Annotated in this window: 23 protein-coding genes; 9 read left to right on the top strand and 14 right to left on the bottom strand. The window is 59.6% G+C overall.

The genetic code is table 11. From position 1 onward, the window contains the following. The first annotated feature begins 148 nt into the window (after window positions 1–148). Entirely contained in the window at window positions 149–1,507 is a 1,359-nt protein-coding gene (locus WA845_RS13655) for an amidase (protein WP_337322407.1), read from the top strand. A 263-nt stretch (window positions 1,508–1,770) separates the two neighbouring features. On the opposite strand, the gene WA845_RS25285 is transcribed toward WA845_RS13655, so the two are convergent. Together WA845_RS25285 and WA845_RS13645 are read right to left on the bottom strand one after the other, a co-directional pair. Next, complete coding sequence (locus WA845_RS25285) at window positions 1,771–2,199, bottom strand: HEPN domain-containing protein (RefSeq protein WP_443111967.1); 429 nt, start codon at window positions 2,197–2,199, stop codon at window positions 1,771–1,773. 518 nt (window positions 2,200–2,717) lie between these two features. Continuing rightward, window positions 2,718–3,371, bottom strand: coding sequence for a hypothetical protein (locus WA845_RS13645; protein WP_337322405.1), 654 nt, complete (start codon window positions 3,369–3,371; stop codon window positions 2,718–2,720). Between the two features lie 117 nt (window positions 3,372–3,488). Between WA845_RS13645 and WA845_RS13640 the strand changes: the two genes are divergently transcribed. Beyond that, window positions 3,489–3,761, top strand: a complete 273-nt coding sequence (locus WA845_RS13640; protein WP_197539763.1) for a helix-turn-helix domain-containing protein — start codon at window positions 3,489–3,491, stop codon at window positions 3,759–3,761. A gap of 957 nt (window positions 3,762–4,718) precedes the next feature. On the opposite strand, the gene WA845_RS13635 is transcribed toward WA845_RS13640, so the two are convergent. Genes WA845_RS13635 through WA845_RS13625 form a run of 3 tightly spaced genes read right to left on the bottom strand, consistent with a single transcriptional unit; the run spans window position 4,719 to window position 7,729 of the window. After that, window positions 4,719–5,360 carry a ThuA domain-containing protein gene (locus tag WA845_RS13635; RefSeq protein WP_006697239.1) on the bottom strand — a complete coding sequence of 214 codons (642 nt, stop codon included), beginning with the start codon at window positions 5,358–5,360 and terminating at the stop codon, window positions 4,719–4,721. A gap of 17 nt (window positions 5,361–5,377) precedes the next feature. Then, complete coding sequence (locus WA845_RS13630) at window positions 5,378–6,478, bottom strand: Gfo/Idh/MocA family protein (protein ID WP_006697240.1); 1,101 nt, start codon at window positions 6,476–6,478, stop codon at window positions 5,378–5,380. A 51-nt stretch (window positions 6,479–6,529) separates the two neighbouring features. After that, window positions 6,530–7,729, bottom strand: coding sequence for an ROK family transcriptional regulator (locus tag WA845_RS13625; RefSeq protein WP_004438840.1), 1,200 nt, complete (start codon window positions 7,727–7,729; stop codon window positions 6,530–6,532). Window positions 7,730–7,925: 196 nt separating this feature from the next. Here WA845_RS13625 and WA845_RS13620 point away from each other — a divergent pair, with 196 nt between their 5' ends. The 6 genes from WA845_RS13620 to WA845_RS13595 all read left to right on the top strand — a co-directional run bounded on the left by WA845_RS13620 (window position 7,926) and on the right by WA845_RS13595 (window position 14,570). Further along, entirely contained in the window at window positions 7,926–9,227 is a 1,302-nt protein-coding gene (locus WA845_RS13620; protein ID WP_220359962.1) for an extracellular solute-binding protein, read from the top strand. A 66-nt stretch (window positions 9,228–9,293) separates the two neighbouring features. Next, window positions 9,294–10,232 carry a carbohydrate ABC transporter permease gene (locus WA845_RS13615; protein WP_004438845.1) on the top strand — a complete coding sequence of 313 codons (939 nt, stop codon included), beginning with the start codon at window positions 9,294–9,296 and terminating at the stop codon, window positions 10,230–10,232. Continuing rightward, window positions 10,225–11,073: a carbohydrate ABC transporter permease gene (locus WA845_RS13610; protein WP_022563716.1), complete on the top strand. Its 849-nt coding sequence runs from the start codon at window positions 10,225–10,227 to the stop codon at window positions 11,071–11,073. The genes WA845_RS13615 and WA845_RS13610 overlap by 8 nt, the downstream gene beginning before the upstream one ends. A gap of 17 nt (window positions 11,074–11,090) precedes the next feature. After that, window positions 11,091–12,164, top strand: coding sequence for an ABC transporter ATP-binding protein (locus WA845_RS13605; RefSeq protein WP_006697244.1), 1,074 nt, complete (start codon window positions 11,091–11,093; stop codon window positions 12,162–12,164). A gap of 144 nt (window positions 12,165–12,308) precedes the next feature. Next, window positions 12,309–13,361, top strand: coding sequence for a sugar phosphate isomerase/epimerase family protein (locus tag WA845_RS13600; protein ID WP_004438853.1), 1,053 nt, complete (start codon window positions 12,309–12,311; stop codon window positions 13,359–13,361). Between the two features lie 21 nt (window positions 13,362–13,382). Next, the gene (locus WA845_RS13595; protein WP_337322404.1) at window positions 13,383–14,570 is read left to right on the top strand and encodes a Gfo/Idh/MocA family protein; all 1,188 of its coding nucleotides are present in this window, start codon (window positions 13,383–13,385) and stop codon (window positions 14,568–14,570) included. Between the two features lie 88 nt (window positions 14,571–14,658). On the opposite strand, the gene WA845_RS13590 is transcribed toward WA845_RS13595, so the two are convergent. From WA845_RS13590 to WA845_RS13575, 4 genes are all read right to left on the bottom strand, one after another. Further along, a complete protein-coding gene (locus tag WA845_RS13590) occupies window positions 14,659–14,910 on the bottom strand; it encodes a hypothetical protein (RefSeq protein WP_006697246.1) in 252 nt (83 codons plus the stop codon). A gap of 115 nt (window positions 14,911–15,025) precedes the next feature. Next, window positions 15,026–16,297, bottom strand: a complete 1,272-nt coding sequence (locus WA845_RS13585) for a glycerate kinase type-2 family protein (protein WP_022563718.1) — start codon at window positions 16,295–16,297, stop codon at window positions 15,026–15,028. Window positions 16,298–16,301: 4 nt separating this feature from the next. Next, window positions 16,302–16,655: a DUF1304 domain-containing protein gene (locus WA845_RS13580; RefSeq protein ID WP_035208332.1), complete on the bottom strand. Its 354-nt coding sequence runs from the start codon at window positions 16,653–16,655 to the stop codon at window positions 16,302–16,304. A gap of 324 nt (window positions 16,656–16,979) precedes the next feature. Next, on the bottom strand, window positions 16,980–17,918 hold the full coding sequence (locus WA845_RS13575; protein ID WP_006697249.1) for an AraC family transcriptional regulator: 939 nt from the start codon (window positions 17,916–17,918) through the stop codon (window positions 16,980–16,982). 184 nt (window positions 17,919–18,102) lie between these two features. On the opposite strand from WA845_RS13575, the gene WA845_RS13570 reads away from it, so the two are divergent. Continuing rightward, a complete protein-coding gene (locus WA845_RS13570; RefSeq protein WP_022563720.1) occupies window positions 18,103–19,320 on the top strand; it encodes an MFS transporter in 1,218 nt (405 codons plus the stop codon). Between the two features lie 65 nt (window positions 19,321–19,385). On the opposite strand, the gene WA845_RS13565 is transcribed toward WA845_RS13570, so the two are convergent. The 5 genes from WA845_RS13565 to ytfQ all read right to left on the bottom strand — a co-directional run bounded on the left by WA845_RS13565 (window position 19,386) and on the right by ytfQ (window position 24,938). Further along, window positions 19,386–20,120, bottom strand: coding sequence for a FadR/GntR family transcriptional regulator (locus WA845_RS13565; RefSeq protein ID WP_006697251.1), 735 nt, complete (start codon window positions 20,118–20,120; stop codon window positions 19,386–19,388). Between the two features lie 17 nt (window positions 20,121–20,137). Next, window positions 20,138–21,118: a galactofuranose ABC transporter, permease protein YjfF gene (gene yjfF, locus WA845_RS13560; protein ID WP_006697252.1), complete on the bottom strand. Its 981-nt coding sequence runs from the start codon at window positions 21,116–21,118 to the stop codon at window positions 20,138–20,140. Further along, entirely contained in the window at window positions 21,115–22,155 is a 1,041-nt protein-coding gene (locus WA845_RS13555; RefSeq protein WP_006697253.1) for an ABC transporter permease, read from the bottom strand. Before WA845_RS13555 ends, yjfF begins: the two co-directional genes overlap by 4 nt. Beyond that, window positions 22,155–23,678 (bottom strand): sugar ABC transporter ATP-binding protein, encoded by a 1,524-nt coding sequence (locus tag WA845_RS13550; protein ID WP_022563722.1) that lies wholly within the window; start codon window positions 23,676–23,678, stop codon window positions 22,155–22,157. Before WA845_RS13550 ends, WA845_RS13555 begins: the two co-directional genes overlap by 1 nt. 300 nt (window positions 23,679–23,978) lie before the next feature. Further along, window positions 23,979–24,938 carry a galactofuranose ABC transporter, galactofuranose-binding protein YtfQ gene (gene ytfQ / locus WA845_RS13545; RefSeq protein WP_004438884.1) on the bottom strand — a complete coding sequence of 320 codons (960 nt, stop codon included), beginning with the start codon at window positions 24,936–24,938 and terminating at the stop codon, window positions 23,979–23,981. Window positions 24,939–25,055 lie beyond the last annotated feature (117 nt).

Below are 25,055 nucleotides of genomic sequence, written 5' to 3'. Positions count from 1 at the left end.
CGTCTTTGCACTTCAGGTTGAGAAATAGACTCTGGCAGCCGAGTTACAGCGGCGGCAACGGCCGTCCGGGAAAACCCGCGACCGGCCTTGCCAAGCCTTGCATAAACGGCATGTTGGGCATGATACGCCGATTTTAGGGAATTTCGTCATGGCTCACAGGGGCAAGAACATCGCGCAGCTTTCCGCTCTCATCCAGGGTGGCCGCCTTGATCCGCGCGCCCTGGTGGAAGAGACAGTCGATGCGATCCGTCAGGAGGCCGATCAGGCCATTTTCATAGGGCTGACGGCGGAGCGGGCCGCCGCCGAAGCGGAGGCCGCATCGACACGCATTCGCGAAGGCCGTTCCCGCGGGCTTCTCGAGGGCATTCCCGTGGCCTGGAAGGATCTTTTTGATCTGGAGGGAACGGTGACCACGGCCGGATCGACCGTGCTTGCGGATGATGAGCCTGCGTCGCGGGACGCTGATGTGGTGACCGCGCTGAAACAGGCCGGCATGATCTGCATCGGCCGAACGAATATGAGCGAGTTTGCATTTTCCGGTCTCGGCATCAATCCGCATTACGGCACGCCTCGCAATCCCCTTTCCACGGATGGACACCGTCTGCCCGGCGGTTCCTCCTCCGGTGCGGGCGTGGCCGTGGCGGCCGGTCTGGTGCCGGTGGCGATCGGCACGGATACGGGCGGATCGGTCCGCATTCCCGCCGCTTTCAATGGCGTGGTAGGCTACAAGGCCAGTCGCGGCCGTTATTCGATGCGCGGCGTATATCCATTGGCGAAGAGTCTCGATTCGCTCGGGCCCCTCACCCGCACGGTTCAGGATGCGGTCTGGGTGGATGCCGCCATGCGGGGTAGGACTGCCGCCGATGTGCAGCGCGTCCCACTTTCCAGCCTCTCGCTTGTTGTGCCCGAGACCGTATTTTTCGACGGAATCGAGGACGAAGTCGCGGTCGCTTTCGAGCAGGCGGTGGACCGTCTTGTCCGCGCCGGTGCCTCGGTGCGACGACAGGCATTCCCGATTTTTTCGGAACTGTTCGAGCTTATCAAGGAAAAGGGTGCGCTGGTGACCGCGGAGGCCTTTGCCCTGCACAAAACCCGGCTGGAAGGTGCTGATGCCGCGCGCATGGACCCGCGCGTTGTCGCACGAACGAAGCTGGGGGCCAATATTTCAGTGCCGGATTACATAGCCATCATCGATGCGCGTGAACGCATGACTGCGGCGTTTTCGGGAATGATCGGGAAAGGCGAACTGCTGATGTCGCCGACATTGCCGCATGTTGCGGCCAGGGTCGCGCCGCTTCTCCAAAGTGACGATGCTTTTTTCGCCATGAATGCAAAAACCCTGCGCAACACGCAGATCGGTAACTTCTTCGATCTCTGCGGTGTTTCGATCCCCTGTGAAACGGGCGACGCAGGCATGCCGGTCGGTTTGCTGCTTTCAGGCCTGGACGGTACGGATGACCATGTGCTGGGGGCGGCGATGGCGGCGGAAGAAATCGTTCGGGTTTGAGGGGTTCATTTCCGGCTTGTTGATAACGTAGAACCTGTCTTTCGTCATCCTCGGGCAGGTTTTGACCGTGACAGATATTTGCTGACTATAGAGACTTAATCCCCTGACGTGCCCTAAGTTCTATCCAGTTTGAGTTCGCTCCAGCGGCTTTGGGTTGCTGTAATCGAGGCGGTAGCGGCTGGTTGCGGTGCGGAGCCTCTCCGGCTGCGCAACACCGCATCACGTCACGTCTCGTCTCGTCTCGTCTCGTCTCGGCTCAGTCTTTACGTCCTTGCGCGGTTGAAAGCATCAAGGTGCGCCGAGCAGATTGCAGCGACAGTTTTCCTCAGAGCCTCCACACGCTCAGTCAGCCAGGCCAGTTCTTCATCGCTGATTTCATAGCCGCGCGAATAGCGGCCCTCCACATAGGCCCGTTCAAGGCGGGTAAAGCATTGCCTCGCAAAACGGCTATCGCTGGGCCAGACCGTAGTGAGCAGGGGGGCGACCCTTTCGGCGTGAGCACGCAGAAATGTCAGCCGGTGGGTTTTGGGGCTATAATGTGCCAGAACCTGCAGGATGCAATGATAAAGCCGTTCAACGGTTTGATGCAGATCGAACGCAGCTTCCCTGCAATAGCCGCGCCCGATCGCCTCCTTCGCTAACTCGAAGCGATGCGAGGCGCTTGGAAACCAATGGTCGAAAACGCCACGCATCTCGGTTTTGGCGACTTTGGGGTCCAGCGCCCTGGGCGTGACGAGCGGAAAGCCCGGCATTTCGTCGAGCATGATGCCGTCGCGGACAATGTCCACGAAGTAGGGGCGGTCGTGCGCGAGATGGTCATTGAGGTCCATAATAGAATGAACGATGAAGTTCACCGGCGTAGCCAGGCGTCCGGTGACCGTCAGTTCTCGTAGGAGGCCTTCTGCAGCATTGTTCCAGAAGCGGGGCGCGGCAAAGTTTTTGGTGTTGACGACCACTAGGAGGTAATATTCATAGCGACAATCGCCCCTGCAGTCTCCCGTGGGCGTTTCCTGTGCGCAGGGGCCAAAGAGAACAAGTTTAAGAATACGGCCACCCTTGTTTTTTGCCGATAGTTTTCCCTTCTGCGCATTAACGAATTCGTCGAAGAGGATTCGTGCGATCCGTTGCAGTTCCCAGCGCCTGTTATCGGGAAGGTGACCGACCCTGTCGCGCAACGTCTCATATTGAAACCCGCATACACCGGGGACGTTCACAGTGCGCCATCTTTGGCGAAGGATTCTTCTAAACGCCTGATGTCGTTGAGCGCAGAGCGTATATGAGGCCATGGAAACTCGGAGCCGTCTTCCCAGATATTGCCTTCGTGCAGCACGGCGTCGAGCTTGGCTGCCACACCCGAAAGTGTTGTGGCAGATGTGGTGGCCATGGCATGGAGCAGGTTTTCTGCCCGGGCACCAGCCTCCCGCTCAGCCTGCACTGCGGCTGAATATCCGATTTCCCGGTCGGCCCTGTCCCACCGCAACTGATGAGCCGCGAACTCGGCTTCAGCTTTGGCGCAGGCTGCAGTCTGCTGAGGCGCGAGACGGAACACATCATGGATTGCCTCGCGGGAATAGGCCGCCAACGGTTCTCCATCGGACAGGTGGATCTTAGCGAAAGGAAAGCCAACGGTCTCTGCAAGCTGCCGTTCGAGGCTCTGCTGCTGGGAACGAAGGCGCTCCGTGAGCTTGTGGGCACCCCGCCACTGGTGCCACAGGGGCACGACAGGATCGAAGGGCGCATCTCCCTTGATTTCGTTGCGGGCGAAGGCGTCGGAATTCAATGCGCCGACTGCAATGGCGCTACCCGCCAGCAACTTCCTGCGGGTGACGCAAGTCAAAGTCGTGCTATTGTCAGAATCAGCCATGATCTGAGCTCCATACAGCTTGGGTCTGGTCAGGCCGAGTGAGATGGAGCAAGCATCTCGCTCGGCTGCGGGCGTTGCTGCACGCAATGTCTGTTAATTTAACAATGATTTGTCAAAATGTCAAAACTGGATCAACATTTGCCTTCGAGTAAAATTTCTGCCGCGCAATGTAGGGGAGCGAGAGCCATGTTGGGCCTAAGCCAAAGTCAGCTAGCCGACGCAGCGAAGGTATCCCGGCCCACCGTCGTTGATTTTGAACGGGGTGTCCGTCTACCCCACGCCAATAACCTTCAAGCGATCCGCACAGCACTAGAAGCTGCTGGAATAGAGTTCATCCCGGAGAACGGTAGTGGGCCGGGCGTACGACTGGCGAAGAAGACCACGCTTTGATGAGTCTGGATTGCAGTCCGTCACAGTATAGATCTTGGCCCGACCAAGGTCCCGGACTCCAGGTTTTCCTTTTTCCGCCATATCTACACCCCTTGCGACGCGGCTAAATATCTTTTGCAAAACGGTAATTTGCTGCCCTGACTGGCTGTGAATGACAGCCCTACGCCGATGCACAGAAAAACTGCGGCAAGACCAATTCTTGAAAGACTTTTTTGCTTGAAAGAAACCGCCCCCTTAAGGCCGCTCCGCTTTCCGCTGTGGCACATCCCGCGCCAGCCTTGACCGGACGGCTCCGTACCGGCACGCCACGTTGCCAAACGATGGAGAAGTCAAATATGACGCGTGTCGCCCTTTCTGCCCGCAATTCCTCTGACACCAGCGTGACGCTTCGATCGAAGACCAGTTGCGCCGGTGTCGCGAACCTGCCGCCCGCGAAGGCTGGACGGTCGTGAAGACCTAGTCCGACCGCGCTATTTTCCGCGCATCTCTCATCCGCTCAGGCATCCAGTGGTTGGCATCGCGCCTGTCCGACCTGCTCACGAAACTGGAGGTCAGACAGGAGAGTCTTGCCACGCGTCTTTCCGATATCCCTGAGACGTTCCCGATCTTCATCCGGGCATCGCGGGAACCTACCGACGCAGGATCGAGCGTTTGACCGAGACGCTGTCCCATCCCGATCAGGCACTCGAGGCTGCCGAACGCATCCGCGAGGTCATCGACCGCATCGCCGTGGCCTAAGCCGACAAGGGGGCGACGATTCCATCATCCTGCAAGGTGAGCGTGGCACTGTCTCGACTGGATCGACCCTACCGGCAAACCCGGCTACAAGCCAAAACCGGACAACGTATGATCCCGTTTGTCGGTCTCGGTAGGTGCTCGGGCCTGTCCCGAGGATTTGCTGCCGATCCTCGGCGCGAGGCCGAGGATGACGTTGCGAGGGAGAGGCTCCCGATAACCTCAACGCGCCGCCCAATGGGCGCCGCGGCGAAACATGGTCTTCATCTGCGGCACGGAAAATTCCTTGGCCTGGTGGCCGAGCGCCGAATAAAACACGCGGCCCTTGCCGTATTTGCGTTTCCACACCACCGGCATCACCACGCCGTCGATCCACCAAGCGTGATCGCCGGTGAACGTCGTTGTCGCCAGAACCTCGTTGGAGGGGTCGACATGCATGTAATATTGCTCTGACGTATAGGGAAAATCGGAAATCCCCTCCATCAGCGGATCGTCAGGGCGGGTGATGTTGACCGTGTAGTCAATGATATTTCCAGGATGGGCGACCCATTGCCCGCCGATCATGAACTGGTATTCCACGCATTCGCGAAAACTGTCGCCCGCGCCACCATGAAAGCCGGCGATGCCGACGCCGTTTTCAACCGCCGCCGTCAGGTTCTTGATTTCTTCCTTCTCGATCTTTGACATGGTCACAATAGGCACAACAAGGCTGAGATCGTGCACCGACGGATCGGCGAAAGCCTCGGTGCTGTGCTCGACATAGACCTTGAAACCGTCCTCCTCCAGAATGTCCTTGACGATGGTGGCGCATTCCTGCGGCTCATGGCCGCTCCAGCCGCCCCAGACGATGAGTGCTTCGCGCATTTATTTCCTCCTCGGGATTATTTGCCGAGCTGGCCGTCGACCAGCGATGTTTCAAGCGGAGCAGGACGTTCCGCCTTGGTGGTGATGGAAACGGTCGTGCCGCTATCTGACGCCGTCTGGAAGGCTTCCATGACTTCCAGCACGTGGAGGGCAAGATCGCCATTGGCGCGGTGCGGACGGTTCTCGCGGATGGCGTAGGCCATGTCGGCGACGCCAATCGAACGGTAATTTCCGTCTGCATAGGGCGAAGACAGGGTCTGCGGCTCGAACTGTCCGCCCTTCTTCAACAATTGCACTTCGCCGCCAAAATGGTTGGGGTCGGGCACGATCAGCGTACCTTCCGTGCCGTAGAGTTCCAGCGGCACATGTTTGTGGCCGGCGACATCGAAGCTCATGCCCACCTGCACAACAGCGCCATTCTCGAAGGCCAGCACGCCGGACACATGGGTGGCGACATGAACGGGGATTTTTTCGCCGTTCTTTGGCTCACTTGTAATGAGGCGTTCGTTGCGGGGCGCAATGGCAAAGCCCGCCACCCTGGCGACCGGTCCAAACAGGTTGACGAGATCGGTAATGTAATAGGGTCCCATATCCAGCATCGGCCCGCCACCAACCTCATAATAGAAAGCTGGGTTGGGGTGCCAGCGTTCATGGCCGGGGCACATGAAGGTGGCGGTGCCGCCCACGGGCTGGCCAAGCACACCCTCGTCGATCAACCGGCGCGCTGTCTGGTGCCCGCCGCCGAGGAAGGTGTCCGGAGCCGAACCGATGCGCAGGCTCTTTGCCTTTGCCGCGTCCGCAAGGCGTTTGCCTTCGGCGAAATTGATGCCCAACGGTTTTTCCGAATAGGCGTGCTTGCCGGCGTCCAGCGCGCGCAGACCCACTTCCACATGCGCCCTGGGGATCGTCAGGTTGACGATGATCTCCACCGAGGGATCGGCGAGAAGTGCGTCGATGCTTCTCGCCTGGAGGCCGAATTCGTCGGCGCGGGCCTTTGCCGCCTGCTCGTTCATATCCGCAAGACCGCGAATGTCGAGAATGGGAAACGAAGCCATGGCCTTGAGATAGGCGCTGGAAATGTTGCCGCAGCCGATGATGCCGATGCCGACTTTGTTCATAAAATCCTCCCGTAAATCAGAAATGCCTTGGCCTGTGCTCACCCCTGCGGGTTAGAGCGCTGGCCCGGTCGTGTTCCATGGCGATTCGTAAAGTTCGTAAAGCGCAACGGCCGCGGCCCCCTGCGCCCACAATTCGTCGCTCGCAACATCGAAAACCAGTTCCGCCACACCGGCCAGAGATGGCGGCACTGCGGCATTGTAGCTGTTGCGAATGCTGGCGATGAACGGCTCGCCAAGTTCGAGGCTGGAGCCGGTGATGATGACCCGCGGCGGTGCAAACAGCGTGACGATATTGGCTAGTGTCAGGCCGAGGGCGGCACCGGCTCGCAAGGCGGCCGTGATGAGGTCGTGATCTTCGGCCGCAATCAGCGCATGAGCATGTTGCATGCCACGGCCGAGCCGGATCGCTTCGGCAAAACGCCCATCCGCCGGGCGGGAGCCCAAAATCGCGTTTTCCCCGGCCTGGCTCGCCAGCCGCACCGTGCCTTCATTGGCAAGGCCGATCACGAGGTCACCCAGATTGTGGCTGAGACCTCCCGCGCCACGGAAGAGCTGGTTCTGGTGCAGCACGCCAAGGCCGAGCGTCTGTTCCAGCGAAATCAGAACCATGTCTTCGAGATCGCGCGCATGGCCGAACCAGTGATGGGCAAGCGTGATCGCGTGGGCGTCACTTTCGATAATGGTCGGCGAATTCAGCCGTGCCGTCATTTCCTCAGCGAAATTAACATTCACTTCCCGCAAAATCGGGCTGCTTCGGATCTTGCCGGTGCGATGTTCGATGACGCCGGGCAGGCCGAGACAGACCATGTCCACATCCTCAAGCGATAGACCGGCATCGACGACGCAACGTCTTACGCCGTCCTCCACGAGATCGGCGATGACGCCGATGGGCTGGCGGTCTACCCGGATCGGCAAGGCAAGGGTGGAGAGTACATTGCCGCAAAAATCGGTGACGACAAAAACCATGCGGTTTGCGGCAATCTTGGCGCCCACAACGCGGGCGGCATCCGGGTTCAGCTCCAGCATCACACGCGGTCTGCCGCGCCCACCTTCGGTGCGGATATCGCCCAGGTGCCGGGTCAGGATGAGCCCGTCATCCAAAAGTGAGGCGGTAATGGCGGAAACGGTCGTGGTGGAAAGCTGGGTGCGTTCGCTGATCTCAACGCGGGAAATGGGCCCATGTCGGCGGATGCTGTCCAGCACGCTCAGCCTGTTGATCGCGCGCATTAGTTCGGGGTCTGCGGTCTTCATGGGGTCCTGCTGCGATCAATGCCGGTTCGAGAGCCGATTTACGTCGGGTTGCGGATTAAATAACGGTGTAGGGGAGGGGTGTGTCAAGCTGTTCGCGCAAAAAATCGGCATAGTGCCTTGACATTGGGCGAGGGCTAATGTGAATTAATCCGTATTGGGGAATAAATGAGGAAATCCCCGAGGGAGGATCACCATCATGACGATTTGGCACGCAGGCGCAAGCCTGAGCGGCAGGCTGACAGGCTTTGCCGCAACGACAAGCATTGCTCTCATGCTCGGCGCAGCAAGCGCCTCGGCCGCGACGGTCGTTAAATGGATGCATGTTGAGCTGGACCCGAAATCCGTGGCTGTCTGGGAAGAAATTGCCAAGGAATACGAGGCCAAGCACCCCGATGTGGATGTTCAGCTGCAGTTCCTCGAAAACGAAGCCTTCAAGGCAAAATTGCCTACCTTGCTGCAATCGAACGATGTTCCGGACTTCTTCTATAGCTGGGGCGGCGGCGTTCTTGAGGAACAGTCCAAAACCGGTGCGCTGAAGGATCTGACCGAGGTTTTCGACGCCGATGGCGGCAAGCTGCGCCAGGCCTATAACGCATCCGCAATTGACGGCCTGTCTTTCGACGGCAAGGTCTGGGCCGTACCTTATCGTGTCAGCCTCGTCAGCTTCTTCTATAACAAGGAGCTTTTCGCCAAGGCCGGTGTAAAGGCCGAAGACATCAAGACGTGGGCTGACTTCAGCGCGACGGTGAAGAAGATCAAAGACGCCGGCATCGTGCCGATTGCAGGTGGCGGCGGTGAGAAATGGCCGATCCACTTCTACTGGAGCTATCTCGTGATGCGCAATGGCGGCCAGGCCGTGTTTGACGCAGCCCGCAAGGGTGAAGGCGAAGGCTTTATGGATCCGACGATCATCAAGGCCGGCGAACAGCTGGCCGAATTTGGCAAGCTGGAACCCTTCCAGCCCGGTTATCTCGGCGCTACCTGGCCGCAGGCTCTTGGCGTCTTCGGGGATGGCAAGGCAGCGATCATTCTCGGCTTCGACAATACCGAAGCGAACCAGCGCAAGAATGCCGGCGACGGCAAGGGGTTGGCCCCTGAAAATATCGGTCGCTTCGCTTTCCCAGTTGTCGAAGGCGGCGCAGGCAAGGCTACAGACACTCTGGGCGGCCTGAACGGCTGGGCGCTCACCAAGAACGCCTCCAAGGAGGCTGTCGATTTCGCCACCTTCCTCACCAGCAAGGAAAGCGAAGAGAAAATGGCGACCGCCGGCATGATCCTGCCGGTTGCCACAGGGGCTGCCGGTGCGGTGAAGAACCCGCTGCTGGCGGATTCCGCCAAGCAGCTTGCTGCTTCCACCTGGCACCAGAACTTCTTCGACCAGACGCTCGGCGCTGCCGTCGGTCGTGTCGTCAACGATATCTCGGTTGAGATCGTTTCCGGCCAGATGACTGCCGAAGAGGGTGCCCAGCAGATTCAGGACGCATTCGAACTGCGCTGATCTGGTTTTCATGGCGGCGCCGCGATGCGCGGCGCTGCTTATCTGCCTCCATGAAAGCGGATAGAGATGACGGATATTTCCATGACTTCTGCGTCCATACCGGCGCGCGGCGCGGCAAAGGCCAGGCGCAAGCAAAGTTCGGTCGCGCATGACCGGGCATTGACCCTTCTGGTCTTCCTGCCGCCCGCACTTCTGCTCTTTACCCTGTTTGTCATCCTGCCCATGGGCGAGGCGGCGTGGTACAGCCTTTACCGCTGGAACGGCTACGGCACGCCGACCGATTTTGTCGGCCTGAAGAATTTCCAGGTGCTTTTCGGCAATGCCGCATTCTCGCAGGCCCTGATCAATAACGGCCTCATCATCCTCATTTCGATCCTGATCCAGATTCCGCTGGCCATCTGGCTCGCCATGATGCTGGCGCACCGCATTCCCGGTGTCGTCGCCTTCCGGCTGGTATTCTTCCTGCCTTACGTTTTGGCTGACGTCGCTGCGGGTCTGATCTGGCGGTTCGTTTATGATGGCGATTATGGCCTGTTTGCCGCCATTTCCAATTTCTTCGGTTTCGCCAATCCCTATGTGCTGGCTGACAAGGACGTGGCGATCTATGCCGTGCTCGGCGTCATCGTCTGGAAATATTTCGGTTTCCACATGATGCTGTTCATCGCCGGCCTTCAATCCGTCGACAAGAACGTGTTGGAAGCGGCCGAAATCGACGGCGCGTCCGGCTGGCAGAAATTCCGTTACGTTACGCTGCCGATGCTGGGCTCCACCGTGCGCCTTTCCGTCTTCTTCGCGGTCATCGGCTCATTGCAGCTGTTCGACATGATCATGCCGCTGACCGGCGGCGGCCCGTCCAACTCCACGCAGACCATGGTCACGTTCCTCTACACCTACGGGGTCATGCGCATGCAGGTCGGGCTTGGCAGTGCGGTTGGCGTCGTTCTCTTCGTCATCTGCGTGACGCTCGCCTTCGGTTACAAAAGGATTTTCATGCGCCATGACTGACACATCCACTTCCGTCCGCATGCCGCTGCAAACCAAGCTTTATCTCTATATTTCATTGAGCCTGATTGCAGCCATCGTGCTCATCCCGCTTCTGACGACGGCGCTCGGCGGCTTCAAGACGCTGGGAGACCTGCGCGTCAACCCGTTCGGAATTCCGGCCGAATGGCAATGGGCCAATTACGGCGATATCCTGCTTGGCAAACGCTACTGGCTGCAGATTTTCAATTCGCTGGTTATCGCGCTGCTGACGGTGTTCCTGACGCTGACAGTTTCGGCCATGGCGGCCTTCACTTTCGCGCATGTGAAATTCTTTGGCTCGTCTTTCCTGCTCAATTATTTCCTGCTGGGGCTGATGTTCCCGGCGGCCACCGCCATCCTGCCGCTTTTCATCCGCATTCGCGATCTTGGCCTGCTCGATACCTATTGGGGCGTGGTGCTGCCGCAGGTGGCCTTTGGCCTCGGCATGAGCATTCTCCTGTTCCGCAACTATTTCCGCAATTTGCCGGATGAGCTGTTTCAGGCGGCCTTTGTGGATGGCTGCGGCTATCTGCGCTTCTTCTGGCATATTTCCGTGCCGCTCTCACGGCCGATCGTGGCGACCGTTGGCATCGTTTCCTTTGTCGGCAGCTGGAACAGCTACATCCTGCCGCTCATCATGCTGAATTCGGAATCGAAATATCCCTGGCCGCTCGGCATCATGGTTTATCGCGGCGAATTCGGCACGGAGTGGCAGCTCGTTCTCGCCTTCATCACGCTGACGATCCTGCCGACCGTCATCGTCTTCTTCCTCGCACAGAAACACATCATCGCGGGCCTGACGGCCGGTGCCGTCAAATCGTGACGTGAAAGGAGCAAAATATGGCTTCCGTCGAACTTAGAGAGATCCGCAAGTCCTATGCCGCGCTCGATGTCATTCACGGCATATCGCTCGATATTGCTGATGGAGAATTCATCGCGCTGGTCGGCCCTTCCGGTTGCGGCAAATCCACCCTGCTGCGCATGATCGCCGGGCTGGAAGAAATCACCGATGGCGATATTCTCATCGGCGACAAGGTGGTCAATGGCATGACCCCGCGTGAGCGCAACATCGCGATGGTGTTCCAGTCCTACGCGCTTTACCCGCATATGACGGTGGCTGAAAACATGGGCTTCAATCTGAAGCTTGCCGGCCAGCCGAAAAACGTCATTGAAGAGCGTGTTGCCGAAGCTGCCCGTATGCTTGATCTCGGCAAGCTTCTGGACCGCAAGCCTTCGCAGCTTTCCGGCGGTCAGCGCCAGCGTGTCGCCATGGGTCGCGCTGTCGTTCGCAACCCCGCCGTCTTCCTGTTCGACGAGCCGCTTTCCAACCTGGATGCCAAGCTGCGCGTGCAGATGCGCAGCGAAATCAAGGCGCTGCACCAGAAGGTCGGCACGACCTCCATCTATGTGACCCATGACCAGATCGAGGCCATGACGCTGGCGGACCGGGTGGTGGTGCTTAATCACGGCCGCATCGAGCAGCAGGGTACTCCGCTTGAGCTTTATAAGACACCCGCCAATCTCTTCGTCGCCGCCTTCATCGGATCGCCGGCCATGAACCTCATCGAAGGTGTGGTCGATGGGGAAGGCGACCAGCCCGCCGCCCGGCTGAAGGACGGAACCGCGATCCGCATTGCCGCCTCCCGCAAGGTCAAGCGCGGCCAGCCCGTGACGATCGGGCTTCGCCCCGAACATATCGGTTCTGCGATTGGGGGAGATATCTCGCTTACCGGCAGAACGGTGCTGGTGGAGCCAACCGGCGCGCAGACCCATGTGGTCTTCGAATTGGCGGGCGATCAAGTTACGGCAGTGGTGGATGGTGAGCAGCCGGTGAAGGTCAACACGCCCTTTGCCGCCACCGTGCACCATGAGCGCGTGCACGTCTTCGACAGGGCGAGCGGACTGGCGCTTTAAGTGCCCAGATGTTCTTGATGAAATGCTGAAATTTTCTTGCCCCTTCGCTTTTGGGGCTTGTCTGAAAATCACGAGCGGTTAGCTTGGCGATTGGGAACAAAGCGGGGTTACCGCGCAACTGTATCGATGCAGGAGGAGATTTTTATGAGAACGATCAAGGGACCGGGTCTTTTTCTCGGTCAGTTCGCCGGTGATGCGGCCCCCTTCAACAGCTGGGACAGCATTACCAAATGGGCGGCGGAAAAAGGCTATGCCGGCGTGCAGGTGCCGACCTGGGCCGGGCAGCTGATCGATCTCAAGAAAGCGGCGGAATCGAAGGACTATTGCGACGAGTTCGCCGGTGTCGCGCGCCAGAACGGTGTGGAAGTGACCGAGCTTTCCACCCACTTGCAGGGCCAGCTTGTTGCGGTTCATCCAGCCTATGACGAGGCTTTTGACGGTTTTGCCGCACCGGAAGTGCGTGGCAACCCGAAAGCGCGTCAGCAATGGGCGGTGGAGCAGGTGAAATTTGCGCTGAAAGCCTCCAGAAATCTCGGCATCAAGGCGCATGCGACCTTTTCCGGCGCGCTCGCCTGGCCTTTCGTCTACCCGTGGCCGCAACGCCCGGCCGGTCTTGTAGAAACAGCCTTTGACGAACTTGCCAAACGCTGGACGCCGATCCTCGATTATGCCGATGAGCAGGGTGTGGATGTCTGCTATGAAATCCACCCCGGTGAAGATCTGCATGATGGCGTCACATTCGAGATGTTCCTGGAACGGGTGAAGAACCACCCCCGTGCCAACATGCTCTACGACCCCTCGCATTACGTGCTGCAATGCCTCGATTATCTCGATAATATCGATATCTACAAAGACCGCATCAAGATGTTCCATGTCAAGGATGCGGAGTTCAACCCGACCGGACGGCAGGGCGTTTACGGCGGTTATCAGGGCTGGGTGGAACGGGCCGGCCGCTTCCGTTCGCTGGGCGACGGGCAGGTCGATTTCGGTGCGATTTTCTCGAAAATGGCCGCCAATGATTTCGATGGCTGGGCTGTGGTCGAGTGGGAATGTGCGTTGAAACATCCTGAAGATGGTGCCCGCGAAGGGGCTGAATTCGTCAAGGCGCATATCATCCGCGTCACGGAAAAGGCCTTTGACGATTTTGCATCTGGTGGCACCGACGATGCGGCCAACCGCCGTATGCTTGGGCTTTGAGAGCATTGCAGAGGAAACATTATGGCTATTGAAGGAAAGACAACCGACAAGGCGAACAAGCGGATTCGCCTCGGCATGGTGGGCGGTGGTTCTGGTGCCTTTATCGGTGGTGTTCACCGCATGGCGGCGCGGCTCGACAATCGTTTCGATCTCGTGGCAGGGGCGCTGTCTTCGACCCCGGAAAAATCCCTCGCCTCCGGCCGTGAACTGGGGCTCGATCCCGAGCGTTGCTACGGCTCGTTCGAGGAGATGGCCGAAAAGGAGGCGCTACGCGAGGATGGCATAGAGGCGGTGGCGATCGTCACGCCCAACCACGTGCATTATCCGGCGGCGAAGGCGTTTCTGGAGCGTGGCATCCATGTCATCTGCGACAAGCCGCTGACCTCCAATCTGGAAGACGCGAAGAAGCTGAAGGACGTCGCCGACAAGGCCGATGCGCTGTTCATCCTGACGCATAATTACACCGGCTATCCGATGGTGCGGCATGCACGGGAACTGGTGGAATCGGGCGCTCTCGGCACGATCCGTCTGGTGCAGATGGAGTATCCGCAGGACTGGCTGGCGGAACCCATCGAGCAGACGGGTGCCAAACAGGCTGTCTGGCGCACCGACCCGGCCCAATCCGGTGCGGGTGGTTCCACAGGCGATATCGGCACGCATGCCTATAATCTCGGCTGCTTCATTTCCGGTCTGGAAGTCGACGAACTGGCGGCAGATGTGCATACCTTTGTCGAAGGCCGCCGGCTGGACGACAATGCGCATGTGATGCTGCGTTTCAAGCCGAAGGGTGGCAAGCAGCCGGCAAAGGGGCTGCTCTGGTGCAGCCAGGTTGCGGTCGGCCACGAAAACGGGCTGAAAGTTCGTGTGTATGGTGACAAGGCCGGCATCGAATGGACGCAGGCCGACCCGAACTATCTCTGGTTCACGAAGCTTGGCGAGCCGAAGCAGTTGATCACCCGCGGCGGTGCCGGGGCAGGGGCTGCCGCAGCACGCGTCACCCGCATCCCTTCCGGCCACCCGGAAGGTTATCTCGAAGCCTTCGCAACGATCTATACCGAGGCGGCGCATGCCATCGAAGCCCGCCGCACCGGCTCGGTGCTCGACAAGGCCGTGATTTACCCGAGCGTCGATGATGGCGTAAAGGGTGTCGCCTTTGTTACGGCCTGCATCGAGTCCGGCAAGAAGAACGGTGTCTGGGTGAAGCTCTGAGGCGAGGTTTCAGCGTATTTCTTCTCCCCGCCCCGGGGAGAAGAAAAAAGCTGATGCGCCAGCCCCTTCGTGGGCGGGGGCACAAGACTTAGTGATAAGCGCTGGACGATATCGACTCCACGCGTTGCGTCACGGGGCAGCCGTCCTGGATTTTGGTCCAGGAGGAAACGTTGAGTTTCATCTCGCAGCGGGCCAGATAGGACCCGCCATCGACTCTTAGGCAGGACGTCTGGCCGAGCTGAAACATGACACCGCGATTTCGGCATTTGCAATTATGGGCATCCGCCAAAGCTGGGATAAGGGCGATGGCCAAGCCAAGTATGAGCACTCCAGGACGCATGGCTGAGGCTCCAAAGGATATCTCGCCAGATTACTCCTGTCCGAGAGCATAGTCAAAACGTGCTCCTCTACGAGCACGTGCCGGAAGCTCAGTGGTCTCTGCCAATGCCCCGCTATCAGCCGATCAAAATCGCCCTGATGTCATTGACATTCGTGAGCGTTGGGCCGGTCACGACAAGATCTCCTGCCGCCCTGAAAGCCGTATAGCTGTCGTGGCTCACGAGTGACTGGCGCGGATCGACGCCGGCTGCGCGCATACGGGCAAGTGTGTCCGGCGTCACCACGGCGCCCGCGGCATCCTCCACTCCATCTATGCCGTCGCTATCGCCGGCAATGGCCCATATGCCATCAGCACCTTTGAGCGTCAGCGCAAGGCTCAGCAGGAATTCCGTGTTGCGGCCGCCCTTGCCGGCCGGCCCCTTGCCGATCGTAACCGTGGTTTCGCCGCCGGAAAGCAAAACGGCCGGGCCTTTGAGTGGCAGGCCCTTGCGGCGGGCGGAAATCGCGATACCGGCCATGACCGCGCCGACATCCCTGGATTCACCCTCCAGCGAATCCCCGAGGATGAGCGGCGTTAAGCCAAGCTTCACCGCCTCATCCGCTGCCGCCTGCAAGGCGAGCGAGGGGGCGGCGATGAGCCGGATATCTTCCGCGATATCGCCGGCCTTCGGGGTTTCCTCGCCCTTTTCCAGCACTTTGCGCACATTTTCGGGAAGATCGAGCGCATAACGGGAAACGATTTCCCGCACGGTTTCAATATCGCTCGGATCGGCGACCGTCGGGCCCGAGGCGATTTCCGAGGGATCGTCGCCCGGCACGTCGGAGATCAGCAGGGAAACGACCCTGGCCGGTTTGGCGGCCAGCGCCAGTCGCCCGCCCTTGATGCGGGAGAGGTGCTTGCGCACGGCGTTCATTTCGGAAATCGTGGCGCCGCTGGCAAGCAAAGCGCGGTTGACCGCCATCTTGTCCGCAAGCGTCATTCCCTCGGCGGGTGAGACCATCAGCGCCGAACCACCGCCGGAAATCAGCGCGATGACCATGTCGTCTGCAGTCAACCCTTCAACGGCGGCGAGAATGCGTTTTGCGGCTTCGGCGCTCCTGTCGTCCGGCACCGGATGCGAGGCTTCGATGATTTCAATGCGCCCGGTCGGGACGGCATGGCCGTAACGCGTCACCACCACGCCGGAAAGATCGACATTTGGCCATGCCGCTTCAAGCGCTGCGGCCATTGCGGCGGAAGCCTTGCCTGCGCCAACCACCACACACCGCCCTCTAGGCGGGGAGGGCAGGTGTTGTTGCAACACTTTAGAGGGATCGGCGCTGGCGACTGCGGTCATGAAGATGCGGTTGAGAGCGTCTCTTGCGGACGTATCGTTCCATGCGGTCATTTGTTCATACTCCGATCCAGAGGAAGCCGAGCGCAAACAATGCCGGCAATGCCTGAATGAACAGGATTTTGATATTGGCTGTCACGGCGCCAAAAATACCGGCCACCAGCACACAGCTCAGGAAGAAGACTTTGAAGTTCAGCCCGTCGTCACCCTGCGTGAGCCCATAGGTCAGCCCCGCTGCGAGAAAGCCATTATAAAGACCCTGATTGGCGGCCAGCACTTTCGTCTGCCGGGCAAAATCCGCGGAAAGACCGAAGGCCTTGCGACCGGCAGGCTTCTCCCAAAGCAGCATTTCCAGGATGACGATGTAAATATGAATTGCCGCGATCACGGCGATCAGAAAGCTGGCGATCATCATCGGTTCCTCCAAACCCTGATGCCCGTCGCCCGGTCTGTCAGGGTAACAGGTGGCAAACGGATCATTCCGTTTTAACGGTGCAACAGATAGCCGCAAGGCCAGAATCCTCTCTTCCCGTACGAACTGGTGAAGAGCGCCAACTGCTGTTTGACTCTTTGCGGCCAATAGGAACAAATCAAGAAAAAAAGATGAATAACCGGATCACCGCACAATCGAGGAAAGACCGCCGCCGGCCGCCCATGAGGAAGACGCGGTGGAGCGGATAAAGATCCTTTCCCATAATTTCCGCCAAGTCTGTGATATCCGCCGAGAGGGCGCGTCTTAAGCCGCATCCTCCAGCCCTGCCGCATCTTTCCTGCGGAACTGGCTGGGTGGTGCGCCGATTACCCGTTTGAAGGCGCGGCTGAAAGAGGCCTCGGAATCGTAACCGAGCTTTTCGGCTGCCTGCGTCACCCGCATTCCCTCTCGCAGCCACAGCCGCGCCTGATGCATGCGGACCCGAACCACATAACGCGCGGGGCTTTCTCCTACCACGCGGGTGAAACGTTCCGCGAAACTTGAGCGGGATGCGCCCATCAGGGAGGCGAGTTCTTCCACGCTCCAGTCCTTTTCGGGGTTGAGGTGAATGGCGGCGAGCACGCGGCCGAGTTCGGGATTGCGCACGGCGGCAAGCCAGCCGCTGGAATCGCCGCAGCCATATTCCACCCAAGTACGGATCAGCGTTGCAGTCAGCACATCGGCCAGCCGCGCCAGAATGCCACCCGCGCCGACGCGGTTCAGCTCGACCTCCCGCGTCATGGCTTCCAGAAGATGGGGAATGGCCGGATCGCTTTTGGCCAGATCGCTGGTCAGCATCACGTCAGGCATCAGCTGCAGCAGCGGATGCAGGTTATCCATGTTGAAACGCATCGAAGCGGTGAAAGCCACGGTATCGCCACCCGCACTTGCGCACTCCATGTCGAAAATGCCCTGACACACTTCCTTCTTGCCGAACCGGTCGAAGGGGGAAGGGGCCACCTTTTCACCGCTCGCCAGCACATGTGCATGCCCGCGCGGCAGAAGCACGGCGTCGCCACATGTCAGGGTCAGCCATTCACCCGAGGGTTTTTGCAATTTCGCCTGCCCCACGCCGATGAAATGAAACCGCGCCGCCTCCTGTTCGGGAAAAGCCGTCGCCCAGGGGGTGGCCATGCGGCAGCGGCCATATTCCACACCGTCAAGCCTAAGGCCACGCAACATTTCCGTCAGGGCATCGTTCATGGTATCTCGCATATTCGGACGATTGGTTAAGGAATGCGGATTTTCTAGCATGGAAACGCCGGGCTGTCACGCATAGCCTGCTTGCATCGATTTGCAGTCGTCGAAGCGGGGCTCCCAACCGGCTTCCTCGCCTTGCCCTTTCCGTTTCACGACGCGTTCCGGGAATGCGCATCAGGAGGTTTTCATGAATAGCCGGACCATAAACGAACTGGAATATACGCCGCGCAGACACGAGCCGGATGCGAAATGGGCCGCTGTGGTTTCACTTTCGCTCGGCGTTTTCGGATTGGTAACGGCGGAATTCCTGCCCGTCAGCCTCCTGACGCCGTTATCGGCCGATCTCTCCATTAGCTCCGGCATTGCCGGACAATCCATAACCGTCACGGCGCTGGTCGCTGCGGTTGCGGGCCCGGGTGTCGTCATCGGCACACGCGGCATTGACCGGCGCTGGACCCTGCTGGGGCTGACCACGCTGCTGATAATCTCCAGCACACTGGCCGCCTTTGCCAATGGGCTTTTCATGCTCTTTGCCTCGCGCGTCCTGCTGGGCATCGGTCTTGGCGGCTTCTGGGCCATGTCGGCGGCGCTGGCGTTGCGGCTCGTGCCGATTGAAAAAATGCCACGCGCCATGGCCATCATCCTTACCGGGGTCTCCGTCGCAACCGTGTGTGCGGCACCGGTGGGCGCGTGGATTGGCGCGACGCTCGGCTGGCGATCGGCCTTCGTCGTTGCCGGCGTGCTCGGCGTCATTGCGCTCGCCGTGCAATTGCTCACCGTGCCTTCGCTGCCGCCGGCCGGTGCCCCCGGCCTTTCCACCATGTTCCGGCTGCTTCAGCGAACGCAGGTCCGGATCGGTCTTTTGACGACGCTATTTATCGTTGCGGGCCACTTTGCCGGCTTCACCTATGTCCGACCGTTCCTGGAAGACGTGCCGCAGCTTGGCGTGGAGGCGATTTCGCTTGTTCTGCTGATTTACGGTATCGGCGGTTTCTTCGGCAATCTTTTCGGTGGTTTCCTTGCAGAAAAGAACACGGCCTGGGCGGTGACCTTCGCCGCAACGCTGATCGCCGCATCGGCTTCCATCCTGGTGATTGCCGGCGCATCTCCCGTTGTTGCGGGCCTTGCCATCGCCTCCTGGGGTTTTGCCTTCGGCGCATTGCCCGTCAGCGTGCAGAGTTTCATCACGCGTGTTGCCTCGGATGAGGCCGAGAGCGCGGGTGCGCTGCTGCTTACGACATTCCAGATCGCTATTTCCAGCGGTGCGGTTCTTGGCGGCCTGCTGATCGATCTCCAGGGCGCAACCATGGTGTTCGTCTTCGTGGCCATCGCAGCTCTTCTCGGCGCCTCGCTGATGGCGTCGCGGCGCGGCGTGGTGCCGCAGGTAGAGGCATCGCAGGGCTGAGGACCTGGCGAGAGGAATGGGCCTGCATTCTTGTGGGCCCGCCTTCGCTACGACTGGTTTCGGGTTTAAACCGTCTTGATCGCCTTCTGCGTCCGGTCCTTGCCCACTTCGATCACATGCCGCATGGCCTTCACCGCCGCATCCGCGTCCCGCGCCGCGATGGCGTGGACAATGCGCAGGTGGTTGGATGCGATCTCCGCGATGGTGCCGGGCGAGGCGGCCGGTGACGAAAGCTGGAATGAGATGGCAAGCGCCGCCTCGATCAGCCCGCTTGCCGAACGCATGAAGGGATTGCCGGACATATGCGCGACGGCAAGATGGAACTCGAGATCCACCTTGGCGATGCTCTCCGGCGTATGCTGCGGATTGTCGAATTTTGCGGCGATGACGTAAAGCGAGACAATGTCTTCATTGGAGGCCTGGAGAGCTGCTGCCGCCGCCGCCGCCGGCTCCAGCGCCAGCCGAATTTCGGCCAGGTGCTTCACAAATTCCTGGTCGATGCCGGCTTCGCAGCGCCAGCCCAGCACATCCGGATCAAAGAAATTCCAGCTCGAACGGTCGAGCACCCGGGTACCCACCTTCGCCTTCGGTTCCACCAGCCGCTTGGCCGCCAGCGTCTTCATGGTTTCGCGCAGCACCGTGCGCGAGACGCCGAAACGCATGGAGAGCTCCGCATCGTTGGGCAGCAGAGAGCCTTCGGCGATCCTGCCCGAGACGATGGCGCTGCCGAGTTCGGAAACCACATGCGCGTGGCTGTTCCGGCGTTTTCGCCCGCTAATCGTCGTTTCGAGCAGCCCCAAGCAAGCCTCCGTTTGCGTTATGCCGGATGCGGTCCGGCCAGTCTCCTGTTTGAATACCAGATGATTGCGCGCTGCAACACGATGAACACGAAAAGCAGCACGCCGATGACGATTTTCGTCCACCAGGAGGACAGGGTTCCATCAAAAACGATGTAGGTCTGGATCAGGCCCTGGATCAAAAGCCCCACAAAGGTTCCCGCAACCAATCCCGTGCCGCCGGTCAGAAGTGTACCGCCGATGACGACGGCAGCGATCGCGTCCAGCTCCACGCCCACCGTCGCCAGCGAGTAACCTGACGAGGTGTAAAGCGTATAAACGATACCAGCGAGGCCGGAGAGAAAGCCGGAAAGTGCATAGATGCCAATGGTGGTGGTCCCGATCGGCACGCCCATCAGCTCGGCAGATTGCGGATTGCCGCCCAGCGCATAGACATTGGCGCCGAAGCGGGTGCGGCTTGCGATCAGCATGCCGGCGGCGAAGACGAGAAGCATGAGCATGGCGAGCGCCGTCAGCCTGCCGCCGCCTGGAAAGCGGAAATAAAAGCCCTGTATCGCATCGATGAAAGGATGTGAGATCGGCACCGACTGGGTGGAGATCAGATAGGCAGCCCCGCGCGCCAGGAACATGCCCGCGAGTGTCACCACAAAAGGCGGGATGGAGAGAAAGCGGATCATCGCGCCCATGAGGCAGCCAAACAGCGTGGAAATCAAAAGCACGATGGCGAAGGCAAGCAGCGGATGGATGTTATAGGTGCCGACCAGGACGGCCACAAAGACGCTGGTGAAGGCAATGACCGAACCAATCGAGAGATCGATGCCGCCTGACAGGATGACGAAAGTCATGCCGACGGCGGCTATGCCGAGAAAGGCGTTGTCGGTAAGAAGATTTCCGATCACCCGCGTCGAAAAGATCGCCGGATATTGCATCACGCAAAGAAGATAGGCGACGACGAAAATCGTCAGCGTGGTGAGGAAGGGCAGGTTGCGGCTGTGGATCATCGCGCGGTTCCTTCCTTGGTCATACCGTTGGTGGCGGTTTTGGCGTGCTGCTTTGGCGCTTTCACGAAACCGAGGACGGCCATGATCGCCGGAGATTGCAGCGTCAGCACCACCATGATGATGCCGGCCTTTATGATGAGGTTGAATTCCGGCGGAAAGCCCGAGACGAGGATGCCGGTATTGATGGTCTGGATGATGAGCGCGCCGATCAGCGATGCGGTGATGGAGAAGCGGCCACCATTTAGTGAAGTGCCCCCGATGACCACCGCCAATATGGCGTCCAATTCCAGCCAAAGACCGGCATTGTTGGCATCCGCACCACGAATATCCGCCGTCACGATCATGCCGGCGATCGCCGCGCAAAGACCGGAAACGGCATAGACGAAGAAAAGCAGAAAGCGCGCCCTTACACCTGCAAGAGCCGCTGCGCGGCGATTGATGCCGGTCGCTTCGATCAGGAAACCGAGTGCGCTCTTGCGAACGAGAAAGCCTATCAGGAGCGCGGCCGTTATCCAGATGATGACGGGCAGGGGCACACCGGCAAATGCGCCGGAGCCGATCGCGGAAAAGCTGTCATTGTTGAACGTGAGGATGACGCCCTCGGTGATGAGCTGCGCGATGCCGCGCCCTGCCACCATGAGGATCAGCGTGGCGATGATGGGCTGTATGTCGAGAAGGGCAACCAGCACGCCGTTCCAGAGGCCACAGACAATTCCCACGCCAAGCGAAATGGCGATGACGGAGGGAATGGAATGTCCATTGCTGATGAGCGTGGCGGCGACGGCGCCGCAGATGGCGATGACAGCACCAATGGAAAGATCGATGCCCTTGGTCGCGATGACCAGCGTCATGCCGATGGTGAGCAGCGCCACGGGGGCGGCGCGCACAAGAATATCCACCAGACTGCCATAGAGCCTGCCATTTTGAAACGACACATTGAGGAAGCCGGGCGAAATGATTGTAATCGCTGCGAGAATGATAAAAAGCGCAGCAAGCTGCGGTGCAAGTCTTCTAAGACGCCGATTGACTGCCGTCATCATGCCGCCTCCGTTCTGGCCGCATCTGCGATCGCACGCATGATATTGTCGGCCGTCACTTCGCCGCCTTTCAGCTCGCTGACATGCCGGCGGTCGGAAAGCACGACGACACGATGCGCCACGGCGGTGAGTTCTTCCAGTTCGGAGGATATGACGACAAGCGACATGCCCTCGCTGCAGAGTTTTTCGATCATTTTGAGAATTTCCGCGTGGGCGCCGATATCGATGCCGCGTGTCGGCTCGTCGAGGATCAGAAGCCGGGGATGGGTGGCCAGCCAGCGGGCCAGGATGGCCTTCTGCTGGTTGCCGCCGGACAGGAACTTGATCGGCCGGTCGGGGTCGGCCGGGCGGATATCGAGGGATTTGATGAAACCTTCCGCCAGCTCCGCCTTTTGCCGGCGCGACAGCGGCCGCGCCCATCCCTGCCGGGCCTGAAGGGCCAGCGCGATGTTGTCGGTAACGGAGAAATCAGCGATGATGCCGTCCGTCTTGCGTTCTTCGGGACAGAAACCGAAACCGGCCGCAATCGCCGCCTCGGGAGAAGAGATCGTCACCGCCTGCCCGTCGATCGTGGCTTTGCCCGTGTCGGGGCGGTCTATGCCGAAGAGCAGGAATGCCGTTTCGGTCCGGCCGGAGCCGAGAAGCCCTGCCACGCCGACGATTTCCCCGGGGCGTATCCCGAGATCGAAGGGAGAGACGCTGCCGCGTTTGCCATATCCTTCGAAGCGAATGCTTGGCTCGCCTTCGGCGATTGTTTCTTCGGTCGCCTGATGGTCATGGGTAATCTGTTGAAGTTCCCGGCCGAGCATCATCGATATCAACTCGGAACGCGGCAGGCTGCCGATTTCGCGTGTGCCGACAAGCCGGCCGTTGCGCAGCACCGTCACCCGGTCGGCGATATCGTAGACCTGATTGAGGAAATGAGTGATGATTACGATACCGATACCGCGCGCCCGCAGCTTTTTCAGTACGCCGAACAGCATTTCAACCTCATGAGCGTCGAGGCTGGCGGTCGGTTCGTCCAGCACCAGCACCTTGCCGGAAAGATCGACGGCGCGGGCGATGGCGATGATCTGACGGATGGCGACGGAATAGCTGGAGAGAAGGGCGTTGACGTCAATGGAGAGCCCGTACTGGGCAAGCAGCGCCTGCGAATTCTTTTGCATCGTGCTGCGGTCGATCAGCCCGAAGCGCCGCGGCTGGCGGCCAAGGTAGAGGTTCTCCGCAACGGTGAGGTTTTCGAGAAGGTTGACCTCCTGATAGACGGTGCCGATGCCAAGGGCCTGCGCCTCACCCACATTGGCGGGCGAGATTTCGCTGCCTTCCAGAAAGACTGATCCGCTGCCGCGGCTGTAGACGCCCGTCAGGATTTTGATCAGCGTCGATTTGCCCGCGCCGTTTTCGCCGAGCAGGGCATGGATTTCGCCGTGCCCAAGCAAAAAGTCGACGCCATCCAGCGCCGTGATCCCCAAAAAGGATTTGCCGATGGCGCGTGCTTCCAGAAGTGGTGCCGTTTCGGACATTGAGCAGTTTCCGTATTGCAATGGGTTTTGGTAGAGCACTCGGCGGGGAGCGGCGTATTTCTTCATCCCCGCCGGGGATAAGGTGGGCCGAAGGGTCGGATGAGGGGGCAAGCTCTCCTGACATCTCCAGGCTTGCCCCCCTCATCCCGCTGCCGCGGACTTCTCCCCGGACGGGGAGAAGAAACAAGTGGCATGTGCTCGCTCCATACGAGATCATTCTGCAGACTGGATCGGAGAGGTTTCGCTCTCCTCAACAGAAAGAGACGGCGCAATCCACGCGCCGTTTCTGCAAAGAATGGCTTAGTAACCCAGGCCCTTCTTCGCCTCGTAGACCTTCATCGGGTCGTCAGATGCCGTGTAGAGCTTGGATTCGGTCTGAATCCACTTCGCCGGAGCCTTCTTGTCTTTCAGATAGGCTTCGAGCGCGTCGAATGCCGGGCCGGCCATGTCGGGCGTCAGTTCCACGGTGGCGTTGGCTTCACCGGCTGCCATGGCCTTGAAGATGTCAGGCACGGCGTCGATCGACACGACCTTGATGTCGGTTCCGGGCTTGAGGCCGGCTTCCTTGATCGCTTGGATCGCGCCAACGGCCATGTCGTCATTGTGGGCATAGACGGCACAGATGTCCTTGCCGCCGCCTTCCGCCTTGATGAAGCTTTCCATCACTTCCTTACCCTTGGTGCGGGTAAAGTCACCCGTCTGCGAGCGGACGATCTTGATATTGGCGTGCGAAGCGATGGCTTGCTCGAAGCCCTTCTTGCGGTTGATGGCGGGCGAGGAGCCGGTCGTGCCCTGCAATTCCACCACCTTGCAATCCTTGGAACCGACGTCCTTCACCAGCCAGTCACCGGCAACCTTGCCTTCGTGGACCTGGTCCGAGGTAACTGCGGTCAGGTAAAGATCATCGGGAGCCTCGATCTGGCGATCGAGCAGGATGACAGGGATTTTCTCTTCCTTGGCTTCCTTCAGGACAGCATCCCAGCCCGTTGCGACGACCGGTGCAATCAGGATTGCGTCGACGCCCTGCGCGATGAAGCCGCGAACGGCCTTGATCTGGTTTTCCTGCTTCTGTTGCGCGTCGGCGAACTTAAGCGTGACGCCGCGCTTCTCGGCCTGCTGTTTGGTAACGGTGGTTTCAGCCGCGCGCCAGCCGGATTCCGAACCGATCTGCGAGAAGCCGACGGTGAGCGATTTGGCGGAAACACTTGATGCAAGGCACAGCGAAACGGCGACAGTAACTGTCGCGAGAGCTTTTCTCATCTTAATCCTCCCAGAGATGATGTCAGCGTGACATGATCACTATGAGCATATAGTAATACTCTTGAAAAGCGATTTTTTAGCCTTTCCGCAATTTGGTTTCGGTGAACTGCGGTGAAT

Source organism: Agrobacterium sp. CMT1 (assembly GCF_037203725.1).
Taxonomy (GTDB): Bacteria; Pseudomonadota; Alphaproteobacteria; order Rhizobiales; family Rhizobiaceae; genus Agrobacterium; species Agrobacterium pusense.
Note: the sequence above shows the minus strand (reverse complement) of the source record. Positions and strands in the feature narration are given on the sequence as shown.